The sequence below is a fragment of the Micromonospora sp. CNZ297 genome (assembly GCF_007827625.1).
The window spans coordinates 131,960-152,230 of the sequence record NZ_VISU01000011.1 but is presented as its reverse complement, the minus strand read 5'-3'; the positions used below and the strand labels follow the sequence as shown (position 1 = coordinate 152,230).

Here is a 20,271-nt window from a genome sequence, read left to right as displayed (position 1 = left end):
ATACGACGATGGGGCTGGCCCTTGTCGGGCCGGCCCCATCGTTGTTCACGCTCAGGTCAGGCGGAGTAGCCGCGGGAGGCGATCCAGTTGGCCAGCTTGTCGGTGCTGATCCAGTACTGGCCCTCGTCGGACCAGGAGTCACCGATCTTCACGGTGTTCCCGCCGTCGCGGTAGCCGACCACGGCGATGTAGTGCCCACCCTCGTAGGAGTGAGCGTGGCCGTCGGTGTCGACCGAGGTGCCCTTGATGTTGGCCACCATCGGCCGCTTGCCGTCGATGTTGCGCACGACGTCGTTGCGCAGCCGGTCGGTCTCGGCCTTGCTGGCCTTCTGGCCGGGGATCTCGACGGTGCGGTAGTCCTTACCGGTGACCTCCTTGAGCACCCGGGTGGTCTCGATGGCGGAGTTGGTGCCCGCCTCGGTGGTGGCCAGCTTCTTGGCCAGCTCGTCCTGGCTCAGGTCCTTACCGAGCGCGGACAGCGCCATCTTGGTCGCCGCCGGCGCGCAGTAGAAGTAGGTCTCCTGGAACTTGTACGTGAAGTCCAGCTCCTTGCCGCCGTCACGCTCCTGCGCCACGGTGGCCGGCTTGCCGGCCGACACCGGCGCGGCGTGCGCCACGGTCGCGGGACCGGCGATCGCGCCACCGGCGAACGCGAGCCCGGCGACACCGAGCGCGGCCTTACGAACAACCGAAGTCTGAGTGATGGCCGGGAGCCAACGAGTAACAGTAGTCATTGATGCTCACCTTTCACCTGGGGGAAAGGACGGCCAGCAGATCGGGGTGCGGGCCGCCCAAAGAGATACGCCCGGGCGGGGGTGCTCGGGCGTACGGGAGTCATAACCACGGCCGCCCGGCCGGCATTCCGGGCGGGCCGGCCCGCCCGGGATCCCGGTAACCGGACGAAACCGGACACCGGGACAGGTGGGCAGGTCCGGATGTTCGCGGGCGACGGGTCCCGGCACCCCTGAGGTCTCCGGCTCGGTACGTCCTTGATGTCGGGATCAGGCGCCCGGAGGAGAGTGCCAGTGGGCCGTCCGGGAGTCGCCGTAGAGGTAGGCGACGGCGATTACATGCGGCGCTACGAGACGGTGAGGCTCGTGGTGTGACCCATAGGCCTGACGGGCTCGCTGCGGGGTCCGGGCCGGCCGGGCTTCAGGCAAACCCTGTCCGCCGTCACCGCGACCGACTCTCGTGCTGTCAGTGCCCTGATCTCATCGCAACAGCCGCAGCGCGTTGGCGACAACGGCCAGGGTGCTGCCTTCGTGGACCACGATGGCGGCGCCGATACCGGCGATCCCAAGGACGGCGGCGGGTAGCAGGACCGCGATGACGCACAGGGCGACGGCGAGGTTCTGGCGGATGACCCGCCGGGAGCGTCGGCCGAGCCCCACGGCGGCGGGAAGTTTGCTCAGGTCGTCGGCCATGAGGGCGACATCGGCGGTTTCGAGGGCGATGTCCGTTCCTGCGGTGCCCATGGCGATGCCGATGGTGGAGCGGGCAAGCGCGGGAGCGTCGTTGACGCCGTCGCCGACCATGGCCACCACACGATGCTGGCGGGTCAGGCCGGCGATGGCGTCGACCTTGTCTTCCGGCAGCAACCCGGCACGGTAGTCGGTGAGGCTCAGGCTGCGGGCGACATCCGCGGCGACGTGAGGGTTGTCGCCGGTGAGCAGGACCAGCGACGTGACACCGAGACGCCGTAGCTGCTGCAGCATGGGTTTGGCGCCGTCTCGGGGCTGGTCCGCCAGCCCGAGCACGCCGAGGAGGTGCCCGTCGGCGTCGACGGCGATGACCGTCCTGCCGGCGGCCTCCAGTTCGGCGACCGCACCGCGGATCTCGTCAGGCGGGTCCGACGGGAGGACATACCCGGGGCGGCCGACCCGGACCTGCCGGCCGTCCACGGCCGCCGTGATCCCTTTCCCGGCGGCGATGGTGACCTCGCCTGCCCGGCCCAGTGGCAGGCCCTGCGCCGCCGCCACGACAGCCCGGGCCAGGGGGTGGGTGGACCGGCTCTCCACGGTGGCGGCCGTGCTGAGCAGGGCCGCGGGGTCGACGCCGGCGGCGGGGCGGACATCGGTGACAACGGGGTGCCCGCTGGTGAGCGTTCCGGTCTTGTCGAAGGCCATCGCGTCGACCCGGCCCAGGTTCTCCAGGTGCACGCCGCCCTTGACCAGCACACCCGTTCGGGCGGCGCGAGCGATCCCCGACAGCACGGCCGCCGGCGTGCCGATGGCCAGCGCGCACGGCGACGCGGCCACCAGGACCGCCATGCCGCGCAGGAACGCCACCTGCCAGGTCAGCCAGCCCAGCAGCGGCGGCACCGCGATGACCGCCGCGGCCAGCAGCAGCACGGCGGGTACGAACACCGCGGTGAAGCGCTCGGTGAGCCGTTGGGTGGGGGACTTCTGGGTCTGGGCCTCCTGCACCATGGTGACCACCCGGGCCAGGGTGGACTCCCCGGCCAGCCGGGTCACCTCGACCTCCAGGACGCCGTCGTGGTTGACCGTGCCGGCGAACACCGCAGCGCCGGGCGCCTTGTCGACCGGAGTGCTCTCGCCGGTGATCGGGCTCTGGTCGACCGTCGACCGCCCGCCCCGCACGCTGCCGTCGACCGGTACGCGTTCGCCGGGCCGGACGATGACCACGTCGCCGCGCAGCACCTCCCGCACGTCGAGTTCGGTCTCAGTGCCCTCGCGGCGAACCCTGGCGGTGTGCGGGGTGATCGTCCCGAGTGCCTCGATCGCGTGGCGGGCCCGGCCCATCGCCCGGTGCTCGAGCGCGTGGCCGAGGCTGAACAGGAACAGCAGCAGCGCGCCCTCGGCCCAGGCCCCGACGACCGCAGCGCCGACGGCCGCGACGACCATCAGCGCGTCGATCTGCAGCCGTAGCCGCACCGCGGCGGCCGCCGCGTGCCGTGCCGCGGTGAATCCGCCGGTCAGATAGGCCAGCCCGTACGCGACCACGACAACCGTGGCGGGCCAGTCGAGGAACGTCTCACCGGCGAAGCCCATCGCGAGCAGTACGCCGGCGGCCAGCGCCAACAGCAGCTCCGCGCGGGTGCGCACCCACCCTCGCCGGCGCGGGACCTCCACGCCGTAGCCCATGGCGCGCACCAGACGGACCAGGTCGTCCAACGACACGACGTCGCTGTCGAACTCCACCCGCAGCCGCTCCGCGGCGTAACTAACCGAGGCGGCCAGCACCCCGTTCTGGCGGGTGAGGACGTGCTCGATGCTCGCAGAGCAGTCACCGCAGTCCATCCCGGTCACCCGGAGCCACGCATGCCGGTAGCGGTCGCTGACCTGCGCGCCGGTCTGAGACACCACCCGACGCAGCCGGTCCAGCGGCAGCACGACGGGGTCGTAGTGCACGCACACCACTGCCTGCCCGTCGCGGTCGTGCACGTGCGCGTCGCGCAGCCCCCGTGTCCCGGACAGCCGCTCCCGCAGCCGCTGCACGCACTGATCCCGCTCGTCCTGCGCGGCCGGCAGCACCGCTGAAAGCTGGACTTCCAGGGTGCTCTCCGAGCCGGCCGCCCGGCCGCCGGCACCTGCCACCGCGCCTCCCTCACCTTTGCCACCGAGCGGTGGTCGACTGGCAGCGCCACCGCGACCGTGGTCAGCGGAAGGTCGAGCAGCGCGGCGGGCTCAGGGGGTGCGGCGGGGACAGGCTCATCGATCACTGCCGTCCGACCAGAAGACTGTTATTCAGGCTAGATCCTCCGGTTGCGGCGAAGGGAGGAATCCAGGATCGCCGCCACGACCTGCGCGGCCGCCACCACGACGGAGGGTGCTGTGCATCTGACGGCCACGGGCGCGCGACACCGGCCGCGTCCGGGCGCGCCGCAACAGCCGACCCGCGCGGCGGGCCGGTCGGCGTCCCCTGCGGGGCAAGCCGTCCCAGTGCGCGGACGGCACACCCCATACTACGAAAGGTAGTAGCGGCGTGAGACGATGACCGTTGCGCAGCCAGCGCGACCTGAGGGAGGACACATGCCGCGACTGGTGGAACCGGACTCCGTGGCGCGCACGTCGGCCGGAGCCGGCTGACATGGGCGAGCAGTTCGCGGCCATCGCCGCGACCGGGCCCCTCCTGGCCGCGATGGCCGTCGCCGCCGCGGCGGGACTGGTGAGTTTCCTATCCCCCTGCGTCCTGCCATTGGTGCCGGGCTACCTGTCCTACGTCACCGGCCTAGCCGGTACCGACCTCGACGCCGCGGCGCAGCCCACCCCGCCCCCGGCGGCCGGCGCTGTCGCCGTGGCGACCCGGCGGCGGGCGCGGGCGCGGGTCGTGGCCGGCACGCTCGGGTTCATCGCCGGGTTCGCCGTCGTGTTCGTCACCGTGGCCGTGGCGTTCAACGCCGCCGGCCGCGCCCTGGTGACCAACGCGCGCACCATCGAGATCGCCGCCGGGACGCTGACCGTGCTCCTCGGCGCTGGCTACCTCGGGGCGTTCCCGCTGCTGCAACGGCAGGTCCGCGCCACCCGGCTCCCGTCCGCCGGGATCGCCAGCGCACCCGTGCTCGGCGCGACGTTCGGCCTGTCCTGGACGCCGTGCGTGTCCCCCACCCTCGGCGCAGTGCTGGGCCTGGCGGCGGTGGAATCCACCACCGGTAGGGCCACCGTCCTCGCCCTGGCCTACTGCACCGGCCTGGGCCTGCCGTTCCTGCTCGTCGGCCTCGGGTTGCGGCGCACGCTGACCCTCACCCGCTTCGTGCGCCGCCACCACCGGTGGGTCACCCGCCTCGGCGGTGCGCTGCTCGTCGCGATCGGGCTCGCGCTGCTCACCGGAGCGTGGACCGACCTGATGATCTGGCTACGGGCCACGGTCGGGCCGGGCCAGATCAGCATCTGACCGGGCCACACCACGGCGGGCCGGTCCCGGGGACCCCGCTCGGTCAGCGCTGGCGCGAGCCGACCAGCGAGGCGAAGGCGATGGTGTTGTCGGCGTAGCCGACGCTTCCGCCGATCCACGCGCCGCCGCAGGTGATCAGGCGGAGCCCGGGCCCGCCGTCGCCGCCGTAGACCCGGTCTGCGGGCAGGCGGTTCTTGTCGAACCGTTCGACCGAGGTGACCGCGAACACCGCGACCGAACGGTGAGCCCGAGTGATCTCGACGCGGGAGCCCTTACGCAGGTCGCCCAGCCGGTGTCGTCGGCCCGTTACAGCGGGGGCACGGCGATGGACCCGTCGGCCGCCACGCCGACCGGCCCCACCGCCGCGTTCACCTTGATCGCGTCAATGCTGATCCGCACCGGCCGGCTCGGACCCAACGCCTCCGCGCTGCCCCGCTGACCGACGAAAGGCAACCAGCCCAACAGGCCGCTGCCGCTGCCGTTGCTGCCGAGCCCGGCGCCGGTAGCGAACACCCCGGCAAGGATCAGCACGACGGCCAGCGCAACGTGCGGTCGCCGGGCCCGCTCGACGCGGCGCCCAGGCGCCGTCCGCACCCGCGCGCTGGCCATACCCGCTCCCTCCCCCTGCGCGCCAACCCGTCGCGGCGGCCGGGCACGCTGACCAGGACTCCGCCGTTGGAATCGGTCGGACCGCCGGCCACGTCCTGACGGTACGTCGACCACGCCGAGGCGGGCCGGCGGTCAGCGGTTCATCACCATGCCGCCCAAGCGGGCGTTTCGCGCACGGATCAGTGCCGCGCGCCGGCGGTATCCGGCGGCCAGCAGGACAGCCAACGCCCCGCCAGCCATGGCCCACTTTGATGCGGGACCGAGCCAGGTGGCCAGGGTGCGGGCGGAGGCGAGGCGCGTACCCGCCGGCGGCCTGGGCGGCGGGGCCGAGCGACGCGTCAGTTGGTGGACGCATCGGTGGAGGCGGTGGAGTGCAGCCGGTCCAGCAGCTTCTGCAAAGCGGTGATCTCGGCCTGCTGGCCGGCGCGCATCCGCGCCGCCAGGTCGCGGACTTCCGGGCGGGGCTCTGCGGCCAGGATCGCCTCGACCATGGCGAGTCCGCCGCGGTGGTGGCGGATCATCAGCTCGGCGAACCTGATGTCCAGGTTCCGGCCGGTGGTCTCGCGCAGCTGGGTGATCTCGGCCTTGGTCGCCATGCCCGGCATGGGTGCGGCGCCGGTCGCGTCTGCACCGCCGTGGTCCATGCCGTTCATGTCGTTCATCCAGGCCATGGCCGGTTGGCTGCCGGTCGGTGGCAGGCCCCACTGGGTCAGCCAGGTCCGCATGATGCCGATCTGCGCCTGTTGGGTGAGTGCGATGTCCATGGCGAGGGTGGCGACCTCGGGATCGTCGGTACGGGCGTGCACGATCATCGACATCTCCACGGCCTGGGCGTGGTGGGTTGCCATGTCCCGGGCGAAGCCGGCGTCGGCGGACGTGTCGCCGGGTGCCCGCACGGCCGGAACGAGCAGTCCCACGGCGACACCGACGGCGAAGACGACGAGGGCCGCGGCCACGAGCGGCCACCAGCGGCGACTCGCCGGCGGGTCCGGCTGGGGTTGCGGGGGTGTTTGCGCGTTGTCCATGGCTGGCCCCTACTGGCCCTGAGGGGCAAGGTCACGGGGCGTCGTGCCGGTGGCGGTGATCCCACCCGAGCACGTCGCGCCCTGCTCGGGTCCGGCGTTGACCCGGGCCGCGCGGATGAACTCGTCGATCCGCTCGTCGTCGGCGGAGGGGACGGTGAGGCGGTAGCCCCACGCCTGTAGCGAGATCGGCGCGTCGAGGTTGTCGTGCGGGCTGAGCAGCATGTAGTCGACGCCGCGGACCCGCCCGGCCAGGCGCTGCACCTCGTCGGCGGGCAGGTCGGACCGGTAGGTGATCCACACCGCGCCGTGTTCCATGCTGTGGGTGGCGTGCTCGGCGGCGATCGGCGCGTCGTAAACGTCGCCGGTGCAGTTCTGCCACGCGCTGTTGTGGCTGCCACCCACCGACGGGGTCACCTCGTAGGTCAGCGGGCCGCTCTTGTGCTCACTAGCCAGCCACGCCGGCTTCTTCGACGCGTAATCCGTCACGCCGGACAGGCCGGTCAGACGCTGCGCCCAGGGCCGGGTGCCCTGCCACGTGGCGACCGCGGCGTAGCCGATGATCGCCACGCCGAGCACGCTCACCGCCGTGACGACGGCGATGACGCCCCACGGCCGGCCGGGGCGCACCGCGACGGCCTTCGCCGGTCGGGTACGGGCAGAGGACTTGGAAGCTCTCATCACGATGCCTCTCACTAGTGGGAGTGGGGGATGCGCCCGATGGGCGGAAGACATGCCGATGTTCCTGGACGGCTCCAGTCGAATGGAGCCGGTGAGCAGCAGGTGGCTGACGCGTACCCATCGCCCTAACCCGCTCAGGAACGCGACGCGGGCAGGGGATGCGGGGGCCGGAAGCACACCCGGCCAGCGCGGGCAGTGCCTGTCCGGGGCGGTCGCCCGCCACGACAGCCATGGCGATACCCGGTTCCCGCTCGCGGCGGCGAGGCAGGCTGCCTGCGCCGCCGAAGCCATGCCACGCGGAGTGGCTCTTACGTGCGGGACACCGCCAACTGTGTCAGGCGAGGACACAGATGGGTCCCCGGGTCATCCTGATGGATCCGCTCGGCGGGCAACGGAGGCAGTCGCCGGCTCGTCAGAGTCAACGGCCGGATGAGTGAGGCCGTGACCGGGGTAGTGCTCGACGACTGGGTGGGGCAGGCCTGCTCAGCATGGCTGGGGCGGTCCTGGGGACAGTCCTGGCCGTGGTGAGCCACGCTGACACCGGCCAGCGGTTGGGTGTGCCTGCGCGCCGCGCTGGCGCCGGTGACCGGGTGGGCGGCGATCAGCGCCACGAGGACAACCAGGAGCAGGCAGACGACGCGGCTGAGGCGTCCGTCGCCTCGCTGCGCCGTGGTCATCTGCCAGCGTCTCATCGCGGAGATCCTATCCGCCCCGCCGCTGCCCTGCCGTTCCGACTGCATGACGGGATGGTCTGCCCTTCAGGCCCTGCGTCGGCGCTGCCAGGCGTACAGGGCCGCGCCGCCGGCGGCGAGGACGGCCACGGCGGCCCCGACCCGGATCCACAGCCCGAGCAGGCGACGCGGGTGGACCCCGACGGCGGCGAGACAGTGGTGGACACGGTCGAGCTGCGCTTCGGTGACCATGTGCGGGTCCGCCCGGGTGTGCGCATCGGCGCCGACGCGGTCGTCGTCGACGGCATCAGCGAGGTGGACCAGGCCACCATCACAGGGGAGCCGCTGCCTGCGGGCAAGTCGGTCGGCGACGAGGTGTTCGCCGGCACCCTCAACGGCACCGGCACGCTCGTCGTACGCGTGCACCGTGAAGCGGGCGAGTCCGTGATCGCCCGCATCGTCGCCCTGGTGGAGCAGGCGTCGGCGACCAAGGCCAAGACGCAGCTGTTCATCGAGAAGGTCGAACAGCGGTACTCGATCGCGGTGGTCGTCGCCACCCTGGCGCTGTTCGCCGTACCCCTGCTCTTCGGCGCCGACCTGCGCTCGACGCTGTTGCGGTCGATGACGTTCATGATCGTGGCATCGCCGTGCGCCGTGGTCCTCGCCACGATGCCGCCGCTACTGTCCGCGATCGCCCTCGCCGGCCGCCACGGCGTCCTGGTCAAGTCCGCCGTGGTGATGGAACACCTCGCCGACCCCGAGCGGGTGGCGTTCGACAAGACCGGCACCCTCACCGAAGGCCATCCCCGCGTCGTCGACATCCACCCCATCGGCGACGCCCGCCCGGAGGAGGTGTTGCGGCTTGCCGCCGGGGCCGAGCACGCCAGGCGAACACCCCGTCGGTGCCGCGGTCCTCGCGGCGGCGCAGGACCACGGGCTGCCGGTGCCGGCGGCGGCCGACTTCACGTCCGTGCCCGGCCGGGGCGTACGCGCGGTGGTCAACGGCCGGCAGGTGGCCGTGGGCAGGCCGGTCCTGCTCGACGAGCTCACGCCCATGGCCGTGGCCCAGGCCCGGGCCGTGGCCGCCGACGCGCAGGCCACCGGCCACACCGCCATGGTGGTGATCGTCGACGGGACGCCCGTCGGGGTGCTTGCCCTGGCCGACCGGATCCGCTCCGACGCCGTCATCGCGCTGACCCGCCTCACCGGGGCCAGGCCAATGCTGCTCACCGGTGACAACGCCGGCGCCGCCGGGCACCTGGCGGCGGAGGCCGGGATCACCGACGTGCACGCCGGGCTGCTGCCGCAGGACAAGGTCGACCAGGTGCGCGCCGTACAGGCCAGCGGCCGGCGGGTGCTGCTCGTCGGCGACGGCGTCAACGACGCACCCGCCCTCGCCGCCGCCAATCTCGGCGTCGCCATGGGCCGCGGCGGCTCCGACCTTGCCCTCCAGCGCCGACGCCGTCCTCGTCCGCGACGACCTGGCCACCCTGCCCAGCGCGACCGCCCTGTCCCGGCGCGCCCGCCGCCTCGTCACGGCGAACCTGATCATCGCCGGCACCCTTCATCACCGTGCTGGTCTGCTGGGACCTGTTCGGCAACCTACCCCTCCCCCTGGGTGTCGCCGGGCACGAAGGCTCCACCGTCATCGTCGGCCTCAACGGCCTACGCCTACTCGCCTCCTCCGCATGGCGACGCGCCCAGACCGAAGGGGCGCCGTGAGCCGCCGCGGCCGGGACGGCGGCGCGACGGCCGGTTGCACCGTCACGGTCTGCCAGGGCTGCTGCTGCGGCACCTCCGCCGGGTTCGACCACGCCGGGCAACTGGCCCAGCTGCAAGCGGCAGTCGCCGACGTCGCTGTGGTACGGGTCAGCGACTGCCTCGACACCTGCGCGCACGCCAACGTCATCGTCGTACAGCCCTCCCCGCCGGCCGCCGCGCCGGCGGGCGACCGGGCTGGCTCGGCCTGATCAACGACACCGACGCGAGCGACGACATCGCCGCCTGGATCCGCGCCGGCGGCCCCGGCCTGGCCGACCCACCCGGCGTGCTCGACCTCTACGCGTTCACCCCGCCCCGCCGCGTCCGGCAACACCTCACCTGAGACGCGGATGAGGAGTAGCCGGCTCGGGTGACGTCAGAAGCCGGCCAGAAACAGCACGCCGGCGGCGATCAGACCAACCCCCACGACGGCGACGAACAGTCGGTCGCTGATCCGCCCCACGGTCTTCTTGCCCACCCAGGCGCCCAGCAGGGTCGCGGGAGTCAGTGCCACCGCAGTCCGAACAGCGCGGTGAACACGGGCAGCAGCAGCACACCGCCGCCGGGGCCGGCCACCGCCGACATCCAGGCCAGCGCGAACGCGGCCAACGACGCCCCGGCGAGGGCGCCGACCAGATCCGTCGCCATGCCCCCACCTCCACCTGTTCCAGACCACCAGCTACGGAACAGTCCATGCTCGCAGACACCACGACGGCAGCGATCACGACCGCCGCGTCATCGAGCGCGCCTCCCGAAGCTGCTCAAAGTCGGTGGGACCGAGCCGCGCTGGTTTGGCCGACCAATCGCCGGGCACGAACACCAGGGTGCCCTGACGGCGCCTCGCGCTCTGGGTCGAGGACAGGAGAGGACGCCTGTGAACGTAGTCGGCACGGCAGCGATCCTGGTGGCCTTTCCCGTCGTGGCCACCGTGACAGGCGCGGTGATCGCTACGTTGAGGACTCCCGGCCCGGCGGTCTCCAGCGGAATCCAGCACTTCGCCGCCGGAGTGGTGTTCGCCGCGCTCGCTGGCGAGCTGCTGCCGGAGTTGCGCCGAGAAGGCCACCTGCTGATCGTGGTGGGCGCGTTCACCGCCGGCGTGGTTCTGCTGTTGGCTCTGGGGGCCTACTCCCGCCGGGTGGAGGCCACCCGCCCCATCGGTGTCCCCGCCGGGCTGCTGGCCGCGGTCGGTGTCGACCTGCTCGTAGACGGCCTGCTCGTCGGCTTGGGCGTCACCCTCGGAAAGAGCCAGGGCGTCATCCTCACGATCGCACTCACCCTGGAGGTCCTGTTCCTCGGCCTGTCGGTGAGCGCCGCACTGGCCAAGCGAGGTGCGGGCCGGGTGCGGGCCGCCATGATTCCGAGTGCGCTCGGTCTGGCGACCGCTGCAGGAGCGATCGGCGGTGCGGCACTGCTCGGCGGCGCCAGCCGTGGGGTCCTGGCCGCTGTGCTGGCCTTCGGTGCTGCTGCCCTGCTGTACCTGGTCACCGAAGAGCTTCTGGTGGAGGCTCACGAACACCCCGAGACCCCGTGGACGGCCGCCCTGTTCTTCGTCGGGTTCCTCGGGCTGTACACCCTCGCCGGGTTGTAGCGCGTACTGGCAAGCGCCAGGTCACCAGCGCCAGTGGCACTGGCGGGCTTGTCTATGCCCGGTGCCGTGGTGAGCGGCTGTCCCCGGCGCTGCTCAGCCGCAGCTGTCCCAGTGCGCACGTAGCTGCTGGTGTCATCGCCACGGGATCAGAGCCGCCGAGAATCACCGCTCAGTCGTGCTCAAGAACACCGCCGCCGAGCAGTTGCAGAAACGCGCCGCTGGTCTACATGCGGTAGGTCGCCTGAGGGCCGCACGGGCGGGCACCTCAGGGTGGGGCTGGCAGGCTCGGCGACGGGAAGTGTGCGGGGCGATTCCGCCGGGCAGGCGCGCGTGACGTGGCCGGGCCGCTCGTCCGGGCAGGGCTGGGCGTGCAGGGCCGTCGAGGACGGGGACGGGTGAGTGACACTCGCCGCGGCCACGTCGAGCGTCCCGTGGGCCGCGATCATCGCGACGACCGCGGCGACGAGGAAGCAGAGCAGCTCGCGCAGACGCAGGCCATCGCGTCGACTGACCGGGTCCCGCCACCGCACCGGCACGGGACGGATCCTATCGGTGGAAGTGTCCACGAAGGGCATCAGCGCCCGAGCCCGACCAGGTCGCCGCACTCAGGGCCGGTGTCGCCGCAACGACACCACGATGCCGGCGGCGGCCAGCAGCGCCAGGACGATCCCGACGACCAGCCACACCCCGCCGTTACCGGCGTCCTGCTGAGTGCTCGCGGCAGGTCCATCGGTGATCGGGGCGTCGGTGGCAGGTGCGACGCTCGGGCTGCTCGCCTCGACGGCGGAGCCGGTCGGGCTGGGGGTCGGGGCGGCGGCGAGTTTCACGGTCGGGGCGGGGTTGGCCGGCTCCGGGTTGGCGGAGCTGGGCACCTCGATCCACCGGTCGATACGTCCGTCGCTGTACTTCTGCAGGATCTTGAACGACACCTGCGCAGTGTTGGGCAGCTGCCGCACGCGTACCTGGTGTTCGGCGTCCTGCCCGACCGGGACGGCCGGTCCGGCGACGGTGTAGCTGTTCGGCGTGGTGGTGGACAGTTTCCAGCCGGGCGGGGCCTTGAGCAGGGTGATGTCTGACGCGGCGATGCCCTCGGGCAGGTAGACCTGCACCGAGGTGGTGCCGGCGGTGCGGGACTCGGCCTCGGCGTCGACGGACAGCACGGCGTTGGCGGCGCCCGCGCGCGCCGGCGTCAGCTTCGCGTCGGTGTGGGCCCACGCGGGGCTGGCCGCCGTGACGGTGGCGGCCGTGACGGCCAGTGCGACGATCGCCCATCGGTGTCTCATCCGAACCAACTTTCTGCCTCGTTCGTGTGCCGTCGTCGACAGGTAGTCGTTGATCGCCCGCTGCCGGTTCCCGGCACCGGCATTCGGCGGGCGGCGGTTCACCGGGGAACCTGCCGGTCTCGTTCGGCGAGTCCGGCGAGCATGCGGTTGTAGGCGGCCAGTTCGTCGTCCTCGCGGCCCTCCGCTTCGGCGCGGTCGGCCGCGCGGTCACGGCGGCGGGCTTCCCGCTCGTCGGCGCGGATCCACTGCAGCATCAGGGCGCCGAGCACGATGACCGTGGGCAGTTCCCCGAAGGACCAGGCGACCCCGCCGGCGTTGCGCTGGTCCTGAAGTGGAGTGGGCCCCCAGGGACGGGCGAGGGCGGTCCACCAGTCGGCGGCGAGAACGCCGCCCGACTGCATGAGCGCCACACCGAGGAAGGCGTGCAGCACCATGCTGATCAGCACCAGGATCGCCTTCAGCGGGTGTGGCACCCGCCGGGGGGCGGGGTCGATGCCGATCACGGTCCAGAAGAACAGGTACCCGACGCCGAGGAAGTGGCCGATCATGGCCAGGTGCGCGGCGTGGGAACGGACCGCCAGCTCGTACAGGCCGGTGAAGTAGAGCACGTACAGGCTCACGACGTACAGGGCCAGCGCGACCACTGGATGGGTCAGCGCGCGGGAGACCCGGGAGTGCAGGGCGGTCTGCAGCCACTCACGGGGGCCGGGCCACCGGGGGTCGGTCGACGGGGGCAGCGCGCGCAGGGCGAGGGTGACCGGCCCGGCGAGCACCAGCAGGATCGGGGCGACCATCATCAGCAGCAGGTGCTGCACCATGTGCACGGCGAACAACACCGGTCCGTAACGGGCCAGGCCGCTGGACGTGGCGATGACGATCACCGCGCAGCCGGCCAGCCACAGCGCGGTGCGGGCGGGCGGCCACGTGTCACCGCGGCGGCGCAGTCGCCACACCCCGGCCAGGTACAGCCCGGCGGCGGCCACCGCGGCGGCGATGATCAGCGGGTCGGGCAGCCACAGCCTCGCCACGGTCTCGATGCTCAACGGTGGCGGCATGGGGAAACCGAGCAGGGCCGCCGTCGAGTCCTCCTCCACCTCACCGAGCGGTGCGGGGGTACGCGACAGCGCCACGGCGGCGCCGAGGGTGGCGGCGAACAGCAGCGTCTCCACCACCGCCACCCGCAGGAACGGACGCCGCCGCCCCGCGCACAGGGCGGGCATCGAACGGCGGCGGTGCAGCAGCCCGGCCACCCCGACCGCGGCGAGCGCCGCGATCTTGACCAGCAGCAGTTGCCCGTAACGGGTGGTCAGCAACTCCGCCGGGGCGGACAGGCGGGTGGCGGCGGACACCAGGCCGGAGGCGCCGACGACGACCAGGCAGGCCAGCGCGAGCGGCGAGAACCGGCGCACCGCGACGGCCAGGTCGGCGGTCGACCCGCGGGCGGTGACGGCCAGGGCGAACAGACCCCCCGCCCACAGGGTGACCGGGATGACGTGTAGCAGCTGCCCGGACACCGCGATCTGGTGGTTGCCGGAACCGGCGGCGTGCCCGGTGAACACCGGCGGGATCGTCGCCGCCACCGCGATACACAACGCCGCCAGGGCACCGCCCGGACGCAGGCTCCTGGCGGCGATCAGCGCCACGAGCAACGCGAGGACGCCGCTGAGGGCCAGCGCCTGCCCGAGCGCCACGCTGAGGGCGAAGTGCAGCACCGCCCGCACGGACAACACCTGGGCGGCGGGCAGCCCGAACAGGTCGACCAGGGTGTAGCAGACCGCCACCGCGGACGCCGCCGCCCAGGCGGCAGCACTGAATGCCGCAGCGCGCAGGCGGCGGTAGCCCAGGGCCGACAGGCGACCTTCGTCGTCGCGGGGCGACAGCATCACCACGGCCAGCAGCAGCCCGACGGTGATGACCGCACCGACCTGCATGCCCAACCGGGCGGCCGGCAGGATCCACGCGGTGGTCGGGCCCGGGTCCGGCAGGCCCGGCACCGTCTGGGGTACCGCGCCGCCACCCCACCACAACAGCGCCGCTCCGACCGCGGCCGCGACGAGGACAGTGCCGACGGGCACCAGCACCGGACGCCGCACGACGCTCTGCATGCTCATCGCCGGGCCGCCCGCTTGCGCCACAGCAGCAGACCCGCCCCGGCCGCCACGAGCGCGAGCAGCACCGCCACCAGCCCGACCCCCATGCTCGGGGCGCCATCAGCGGCGGCGGCCGAGGAAGCGGCAGTGGTCGCCGGCACCGACGGCGGTGTGGTGAGGGCCGACGCCGGCGGTGCGGATGCCGCGAGCGGGGACGCCGACGCGGTGACGGTGAACGTGTAGGAGCTCTGCACCGGATGCCCGTCGACGGACACCACCCGGTACGCCACCGTGTACCTGCCGGCGGGCAGGTCAGACTTGAGCGGCTGGGTGGCGCGGGTACCCGACACGGCCGGCTTGCCGGCGACGGCGGCAACGTCACCCGGGGCGGTGACCGCGATGGTCGTGAACCGCGGATCGAGCCGTTCGACGAAGATCAGCTCGATCTGTTGCGGGGCGGCGGCCAGACGGGCGTTGGCGGCCGGCGTCGAGTCGCGCAGGGCGTTGTGTGCCCACGCCGGCGTGGCCGGCACGAGCAGGGCGGTGGCCACGCAGAGGGCAGCAGCAACACGGACGGGCAGGACGAAACGGTACGTGCGGGTCAAGGCCGGACTCCCAGCTAGCGGGTCATTCCTCAGATAGTCGCGCAGAGGCAGCGGAAAGTTCCCCACAAACCATCACCAACCGCTTGCGTCGCAGACGCCGTCGGCGCCCTGCGGCTCGGCCTGCAGGGTCGCGTGCTCGATGGAGAACCGATCGTGCAACACCTGCCGGGACGCGGCCAGGACCCCCGCCAGGTCACTGTCGCGAGCGAGGATCAGATGCGCCGACGCGACCTCCATCCCCGAGGTCAGGGTCCAGACGTGCAGGTCGTGCACGTCGGCGACGCCGTCGACCGCGGCCAGGGCGTCGCGGACCTGCGCGACGTCCAGGTGCGGCGGGGCGGCCTGCACCAGCACCCGCACCGCGGCCCGGCCCAGCTTGTAGGTGCGGGGCAGGATGAACAGGCCCACCGCCACCGCGATGATCGGGTCGGCGTACCACCAGTCGGTCAGGGCGATGATTCCAGCGGCGACGATGACGCCGACCGAGGTGAACAGGTCGCCGAGCACCTCAAGGTAGGCGCCGCGCACGTTCAGGCTCTCCTCCGAGCCTGAACGCAGCAGGAAGAATGCCGCGATGTTGGCCACCAGGCCGGCCACCGCGACGACCAGCATCGGCCCGGCCAGCACCTCGTGCGGCGCGGAGAAGCGGCGCACCGCTTCCACCAGCACGTAGATGGCGACGCCGAACAGCAGCACCGCGTTGGCCAGCGCGGCGAGGACCTCCATCCGATACAACCCGAATGTGCGCTGCCCGTCGTGAGAGGCCTTGCTGGCTGCGGTGATCGCCGCCAGCGCCATGCCGATGCCGAGCACGTCGGTGAACATGTGCCCGGCATCCGACAGCAGCGCCAGCGAACCGGTCAACCACGCCGCGACCGCCTCGACCAGCATGAAAGCGACCAGCAGGGCGAACGCCGCCCACAACCGGCCCCGGTGCTTCTCACCGGCGCGCATGATCTGCTGCCCGTGGTCGTGTCCCTCGCCCATGCCCGGCTGCCCCTCCTGTCGACCGACCGAGCCAACATATGCTCACATTGCAATAAGTGCAACTCAACTGGAGGTGGATCGATCCCCCGCAGCAGGGGCCGCCCCTTCAACGGCGGGCCCGCCCTCGGCGGGTGGCGCCACGGAACCGGCCCCGTCCGCATCCATGGCCCGGGCGGCGGCGAGCAGGGTTCGCAGACGTCTGACGGCAGCGACGGCGTCCGCGTGGTCGATCACCTGCACGCTCAGCAGCGGCACCACGTCGCCGTTGACCAGATCCAGCGACGCCCACACCGCCTTGCGGTCGAACCGAACCCGCTCCACCACCTGCCACGGCACGGTGACATCACCGAGCAGGTTGCGCACCCGCACCCGCTCGACGTCGGCCTGCACCCGCAGCCGCCACGGCAGCAGGGTCAGCCCGGTGAATAACACCCCGACCCCGATGACTGCCCACCGGTCGGCGGGAAACAGTTTTCCCCCGTTGGAGGTGGTTCCACTCAAGGTGAGCCCCGCGTACACGTTGATCGCCAGGATCACCGCTGCGGCGCCCAGGCTGATCTGCCGTATCCGCCTCGGCCGCACCGTCACGTCCCCGGCCGCCGGATCGTCGTGCCCGGCTGTCGCCGGCGTACTCATGTTCACAGACCCTCCTGGTCCTCGTGGTCAACGTCGGGTGTTCGGCCGCACGGGCCGTCGCTAGCCATGCCGGTCGGCTGGCAAGGCGGGCCGGGCGGAAGCACACCGCAGCGGCGCTCGTCCGCCACCGGTCGAGGACGCCCACGCGTGGGCCGCGACCGACGGTCGAGGCGTGACTTCGACGAGCAGCGGCCGGCAGAACCACGCATGGTCGTCGAGGCGAGGCCCGACGCCAGGAGCTGCCTATCGGGCGCGGCCGCGTCCGCGGGCAGCCGGAGAGCAGCGTGGCGGGAGCCGCCGGCGGGACGCCTCACGGCACTGGAGTGACGACCTTCGCACAGGCGCGGCCGCAGGTGGTTGTCTGCGCAGCGGCGCGGTGGTGGCGGCACGGTGTCGATGCGGACATCTGTCAGCAGGCTCGGCGCCGCGGAGACCGCTGGCGGCATTTGCCTGAGCCGGCAGCCGTCATCGACGCCGGTGCGACGGGACCGTGCCGGCAGCGGCGCGTTCGAGGTGTCGAGGTCTAGCGGTCCTGGAAGCCCGGGTAGTCCGAGACGTGCCGGCGGGGGTCGTCGTTGAGCCACCGCAGCATGTCCTCGTAGGCGGCCACCTGCGGATCCTGGGCGTCGGTCTGCGTCACAGCGGCGGGCGTCATCCGCGCCGGCGCCGCGCCGTCCGGGTCGCTGCGCTCGAAGCGCCAGCTGTGACCCAGCGACGGCACCGCTGCCTGCGGCCTGCCCCCCTGCCGTCGGACGTCGGCGTGGCTCAACCGCTCGCGCACCACCTTGACCCAGAAGAAGACCCCGAAGGCGGCAAAAAGCGGCCACTGCAACGCGTACCCGTAGCTGAGGGTGTTGCCCTGCCGCGCGTGTTGCCACTGCCACCAGCCCAGCCGCAGGAACACCACCGCGACCACACCGACGAGCACGTGGCCAACGAGCCAGCGGGGACGAAGCCAGGGCGACACGCCCCGACGATAGCCGCTCGGGAAGCCAGGCATGTTGTCCGCCCTCTCTCTGCGTGACGTACGGTAGCGGCGTGAAGGTGTTCCCCGTTGCGCTCGACTCCGGCGAGACCGCCAGCCTCCGCTCCGACGACACCACGGTGTGGATCACCCCCGCCGCCACCCGCTGGCGGAGGCTGCTGCACTGGTCCGCCGGAGCGGTGATGCTCGGCCTCGGCCTCGCTGCCATCTCCATCGGTGTCGGCCACGCGATCGGCCCGGCCGTCGGCCTGTGGGCCACCGCCGCGACAGTCGGCCTGATCATCGCCGGCGGCATCGGTGCAGCCGTCGCCGCAGTGCTGCTCTGGCGCGCCGAGCGCCACCCCGGCTCCGCCATCCACGTACGGGACATCAGCGCGGCCCGCAGTGAGCAGGCCAACGGCGGCATCACCGTCACGATCGAACACGTCAACGGGGTGACCCACCGGTTCACGGGCACCGGCATGACCGGCGCCCGCACCGCCCAGCTGTTCGCCCGGCTGCTCTCGGCCGCCGCCGCGCCGCACGACGAGGAGAGCTCCGCGCCGCACGCAGGTGCGACAACCGCCGCGGGCCGCGGCGCAAACCCCGTCAAGTAGCGGCTGACCACGGCTCAGGCCCCCGCGTAGGAGTGCAGACCAGAGATCACCAGGTTCACCGCGAACAGGTTGAACATCATCGTCGCCCAGCCCACCACCGCCACCCACGCCGCGGTGGTGGCCCGCACACTCGCGGTCGCGTTCGCGTGCAGGTAGGCCGCATACACCACCCAGGAGATGAACGCCCACGTCTCCTTCGGGTCCCAGCCCCAGAAGCGGCCCCACGCCGCCTCCGCCCACACCGCTCCGGCCATCACCGCGAAGGTCCACACCAGGAAGCCCGCCCCGTGCATCCGGAACGACAGCCGCCGCCACACCGCCATCGCGGGCAGCCGCGCCGCCAAGGTGTCACGCAGATCCCCCGATCTCGGCGTGCCCCGTCGCTCATAACGCGCCCGTAGCAGCAGGGCCACGGCAGCGACGAACCCGATCAGGAACAACCCGGACGCGATTGCGGCGGCGCTGACGTGCACCGCCAGCCACACCGACTGCAACGCCGGTACCAGCGGACCCGCCGGCGTGTACACGTGCAGGCCCGCCGCGGCGAGCAGCACCAACGCGCACACCGCGACGTACAGGCCCAGTGGCCGCAACGCGGGGCGCCGGACCGCCAGGACCAGCCAGGCGAGCACCCCGACCAGGGTCACCGCCACGATGAACTCGTACATGTTTCCCCACGGCACGCGCCCCGCCGCGGCCGCCCGGGCGACCAGGCTGCCGGCCTGCGCCGCCGCGGCCGCCCCGACCGCGCCCAGGCCGACGACGCGCCCGATGGCAACCCGGCGCGACACGGCAGCCATCGTCGGGACGGCAGCCGCAGGCACCGTCGCAGGAACCGGTACGGCAACCCGCCGCGGTGCCACCTGGGCCGCGGCAAAGGCGATCACGGCCGTGAGGTGGCCGAGGAGAGCAAGAGTGAACAGATTGTCAGATAGAGCAGCCATCGACTCTCCACGAATGAGTCAACCCGCTACCGCACGCCCCGATCAGGAGGCGGCGGGCGGGCCGGAGATCAGAGCGATTCCAGCCGGGACGGATAGCCGGACGCGGCGAGCGCCGCGGTCAGCACGGGAGCGGTGACGACGACCGGGTCGGCGTCCACCACCGCGCGGCCCGCTGCTGCGGACACGTGCGCCCGATGCACCCCCGGCAGATCTTCCAAAATTCGCCGTACTGCGCTCTCCGCACGGTCGCAGCACAACCCGCGCACGGCCAGCATGTAAGTGACGGTGTCGTTCACGGCATCCTCAGACCCGACGAAGGGACAGCCGAGCTTGCTGGCCGACTGGCCAGGACCACGTTTGGCAGACTCGGCAGGAACGAAGGCCCGCGACGGCTACTCAGCCGGCCACGTATCAGGACGCGTGGACCGCCACGGGCTCACAACCGCAAACCGGTTCTACACCCGCGACACGCACAACAGTGACAGCAGCCGGACCGTCACAGGCCGGCTCACCGGCCGGTGACGCAGCCCCCGGCCAACAGGTAGCCGGCGGACCCAGCGCTGGAATGCCGCCAGTACGACAGCGCCGCCGATCACCAGCAACAGCAGGCAGGCCGTCACGGCCACGCTCCCGCCATCTGCCGGCGCATGATGCCCGTCAGTCGCCTCCGGATCGGCGGAGGCGAGGGCATCAGCGAGGCTGTTCAGGGCCGCAGACGCGTCGTAGGAAGCGAGGGAGGTCGTGGAACTGGCAGCCGCCGAAGGTGTCGCAGTGTCCAGACCCCTAGCGCACTGCAGCGCGTGCAGGACCAGAACCGCAGCGACGACGACCGCCACCGCGACAGCGCGGTAGCCGCGCATCGCACCAGCCGGACCGTCCCACGTCACCAGCGCAGACTACGACACTCCACGGCCGCAGCCGTCGTGCGGGTGCGGGTTCCCGTCCTGCCCCGGATGCTT

Annotated in this window: 18 protein-coding genes and 3 pseudogenes; 6 read left to right on the top strand and 15 right to left on the bottom strand. The window is 72.3% G+C overall.

The window, feature by feature from the left end; genetic code table 11:
• Positions 1-56: 56 nt before the first annotated feature.
• Together FB454_RS20415 and FB454_RS20410 are read right to left on the bottom strand one after the other, a co-directional pair.
• Complete coding sequence (locus FB454_RS20415) at positions 57-734, bottom strand: C39 family peptidase (RefSeq protein ID WP_047890781.1); 678 nt, start codon at positions 732-734, stop codon at positions 57-59.
• 477 nt (positions 735-1,211) lie between these two features.
• Positions 1,212-3,557, bottom strand: coding sequence for a heavy metal translocating P-type ATPase (locus FB454_RS20410; protein WP_052166178.1), 2,346 nt, complete (start codon positions 3,555-3,557; stop codon positions 1,212-1,214).
• Between the two features lie 493 nt (positions 3,558-4,050).
• On the opposite strand from FB454_RS20410, the gene FB454_RS20405 reads away from it, so the two are divergent.
• Positions 4,051-4,854 carry a cytochrome c biogenesis CcdA family protein gene (locus FB454_RS20405; protein WP_030271575.1) on the top strand — a complete coding sequence of 268 codons (804 nt, stop codon included), beginning with the start codon at positions 4,051-4,053 and terminating at the stop codon, positions 4,852-4,854.
• A 43-nt stretch (positions 4,855-4,897) separates the two neighbouring features.
• Here FB454_RS20405 and FB454_RS20400 read toward each other — a convergent pair.
• The 3 genes and pseudogenes from FB454_RS20400 to FB454_RS20390 all read right to left on the bottom strand — a co-directional run bounded on the left by FB454_RS20400 (position 4,898) and on the right by FB454_RS20390 (position 7,166).
• A pseudogene (locus FB454_RS20400) lies at positions 4,898-5,463 on the bottom strand (class F sortase).
• Between the two features lie 338 nt (positions 5,464-5,801).
• The gene (locus FB454_RS20395; protein ID WP_047890780.1) at positions 5,802-6,488 is read right to left on the bottom strand and encodes a DUF305 domain-containing protein; all 687 of its coding nucleotides are present in this window, start codon (positions 6,486-6,488) and stop codon (positions 5,802-5,804) included.
• 9 nt (positions 6,489-6,497) lie between these two features.
• A complete protein-coding gene (locus FB454_RS20390) occupies positions 6,498-7,166 on the bottom strand; it encodes a thioredoxin-like domain-containing protein (RefSeq protein WP_082171189.1) in 669 nt (222 codons plus the stop codon).
• Positions 7,167-7,654: 488 nt separating this feature from the next.
• On the opposite strand from FB454_RS20390, the pseudogene FB454_RS35485 reads away from it, so the two are divergent.
• The 3 genes and pseudogenes from FB454_RS35485 to FB454_RS20380 form a co-directional block, all read left to right on the top strand.
• Positions 7,655-8,674: pseudogene (locus FB454_RS35485) on the top strand (HAD-IC family P-type ATPase); the annotation flags it as partial.
• Positions 8,675-8,780: 106 nt separating this feature from the next.
• A pseudogene (locus tag FB454_RS35480) lies at positions 8,781-9,230 on the top strand (HAD-IC family P-type ATPase); the annotation flags it as partial.
• A gap of 325 nt (positions 9,231-9,555) precedes the next feature.
• Positions 9,556-9,807, top strand: a complete 252-nt coding sequence (locus FB454_RS20380) for a hypothetical protein (RefSeq protein ID WP_225319877.1) — start codon at positions 9,556-9,558, stop codon at positions 9,805-9,807.
• A gap of 295 nt (positions 9,808-10,102) precedes the next feature.
• Here the strand turns inward: FB454_RS20380 and FB454_RS34940 are convergent, their stop codons facing one another.
• Entirely contained in the window at positions 10,103-10,246 is a 144-nt protein-coding gene (locus tag FB454_RS34940) for a hypothetical protein (protein WP_157551500.1), read from the bottom strand.
• A gap of 226 nt (positions 10,247-10,472) precedes the next feature.
• On the opposite strand from FB454_RS34940, the gene FB454_RS20370 reads away from it, so the two are divergent.
• Positions 10,473-11,186 (top strand): ZIP family metal transporter, encoded by a 714-nt coding sequence (locus tag FB454_RS20370; protein ID WP_030271561.1) that lies wholly within the window; start codon positions 10,473-10,475, stop codon positions 11,184-11,186.
• Positions 11,187-11,791: 605 nt separating this feature from the next.
• Here FB454_RS20370 and FB454_RS20365 read toward each other — a convergent pair.
• The 6 genes from FB454_RS20365 to FB454_RS20340 form a co-directional block, all read right to left on the bottom strand.
• Positions 11,792-12,469: a DUF1775 domain-containing protein gene (locus tag FB454_RS20365; RefSeq protein ID WP_030271559.1), complete on the bottom strand. Its 678-nt coding sequence runs from the start codon at positions 12,467-12,469 to the stop codon at positions 11,792-11,794.
• A gap of 98 nt (positions 12,470-12,567) precedes the next feature.
• Positions 12,568-14,580, bottom strand: coding sequence for a bifunctional copper resistance protein CopD/cytochrome c oxidase assembly protein (locus FB454_RS20360; RefSeq protein WP_030271556.1), 2,013 nt, complete (start codon positions 14,578-14,580; stop codon positions 12,568-12,570).
• Positions 14,577-15,164 (bottom strand): copper resistance CopC family protein, encoded by a 588-nt coding sequence (locus tag FB454_RS20355; protein ID WP_063778292.1) that lies wholly within the window; start codon positions 15,162-15,164, stop codon positions 14,577-14,579. The genes FB454_RS20360 and FB454_RS20355 overlap by 4 nt, the downstream gene beginning before the upstream one ends.
• Before the next feature lie 72 nt (positions 15,165-15,236).
• A complete protein-coding gene (locus FB454_RS20350) occupies positions 15,237-16,151 on the bottom strand; it encodes a cation diffusion facilitator family transporter (protein ID WP_030271552.1) in 915 nt (304 codons plus the stop codon).
• Positions 16,152-16,214: 63 nt separating this feature from the next.
• Positions 16,215-16,688, bottom strand: a complete 474-nt coding sequence (locus tag FB454_RS20345; protein WP_167796919.1) for a PH domain-containing protein — start codon at positions 16,686-16,688, stop codon at positions 16,215-16,217.
• Positions 16,689-17,310: 622 nt separating this feature from the next.
• Positions 17,311-17,754: a hypothetical protein gene (locus FB454_RS20340; protein ID WP_030271549.1), complete on the bottom strand. Its 444-nt coding sequence runs from the start codon at positions 17,752-17,754 to the stop codon at positions 17,311-17,313.
• A gap of 71 nt (positions 17,755-17,825) precedes the next feature.
• Here FB454_RS20340 and FB454_RS20335 point away from each other — a divergent pair, with 71 nt between their 5' ends.
• Positions 17,826-18,368: a hypothetical protein gene (locus FB454_RS20335; protein ID WP_123111663.1), complete on the top strand. Its 543-nt coding sequence runs from the start codon at positions 17,826-17,828 to the stop codon at positions 18,366-18,368.
• Between the two features lie 14 nt (positions 18,369-18,382).
• Here the strand turns inward: FB454_RS20335 and ccsB are convergent, their stop codons facing one another.
• The 3 genes from ccsB to FB454_RS20320 form a co-directional block, all read right to left on the bottom strand.
• Entirely contained in the window at positions 18,383-19,312 is a 930-nt protein-coding gene (ccsB, locus tag FB454_RS20330) for a c-type cytochrome biogenesis protein CcsB (protein WP_030271546.1), read from the bottom strand.
• A 68-nt stretch (positions 19,313-19,380) separates the two neighbouring features.
• Positions 19,381-19,608: a cation transporter gene (locus tag FB454_RS20325; RefSeq protein WP_082171188.1), complete on the bottom strand. Its 228-nt coding sequence runs from the start codon at positions 19,606-19,608 to the stop codon at positions 19,381-19,383.
• A gap of 159 nt (positions 19,609-19,767) precedes the next feature.
• Positions 19,768-20,199 (bottom strand): hypothetical protein, encoded by a 432-nt coding sequence (locus tag FB454_RS20320; RefSeq protein ID WP_141722619.1) that lies wholly within the window; start codon positions 20,197-20,199, stop codon positions 19,768-19,770.
• Between the last annotated feature and the right edge of the window lie 72 nt (positions 20,200-20,271).

Coding starts and splice junctions, on each gene's coding strand:
- FB454_RS20415 (WP_047890781.1), bottom strand. CDS start 734: ATGACTACTGTTACTCGTTGGCTCCCGGCCATCACTCAGACTTCGGTT.
- FB454_RS20405 (WP_030271575.1), top strand. CDS start 4,051: ATGGGCGAGCAGTTCGCGGCCATCGCCGCGACCGGGCCCCTCCTGGCC.
- FB454_RS20395 (WP_047890780.1), bottom strand. CDS start 6,488: ATGGACAACGCGCAAACACCCCCGCAACCCCAGCCGGACCCGCCGGCG.
- FB454_RS20390 (WP_082171189.1), bottom strand. CDS start 7,166: ATGAGAGCTTCCAAGTCCTCTGCCCGTACCCGACCGGCGAAGGCCGTC.
- FB454_RS34940 (WP_157551500.1), bottom strand. CDS start 10,246: ATGGCGACGGATCTGGTCGGCGCCCTCGCCGGGGCGTCGTTGGCCGCG.
- FB454_RS20365 (WP_030271559.1), bottom strand. CDS start 12,469: ATGAGACACCGATGGGCGATCGTCGCACTGGCCGTCACGGCCGCCACC.
- FB454_RS20360 (WP_030271556.1), bottom strand. CDS start 14,580: ATGAGCATGCAGAGCGTCGTGCGGCGTCCGGTGCTGGTGCCCGTCGGC.
- FB454_RS20350 (WP_030271552.1), bottom strand. CDS start 16,151: ATGGGCGAGGGACACGACCACGGGCAGCAGATCATGCGCGCCGGTGAG.
- ccsB (WP_030271546.1), bottom strand. CDS start 19,312: ATGGCTGCTCTATCTGACAATCTGTTCACTCTTGCTCTCCTCGGCCAC.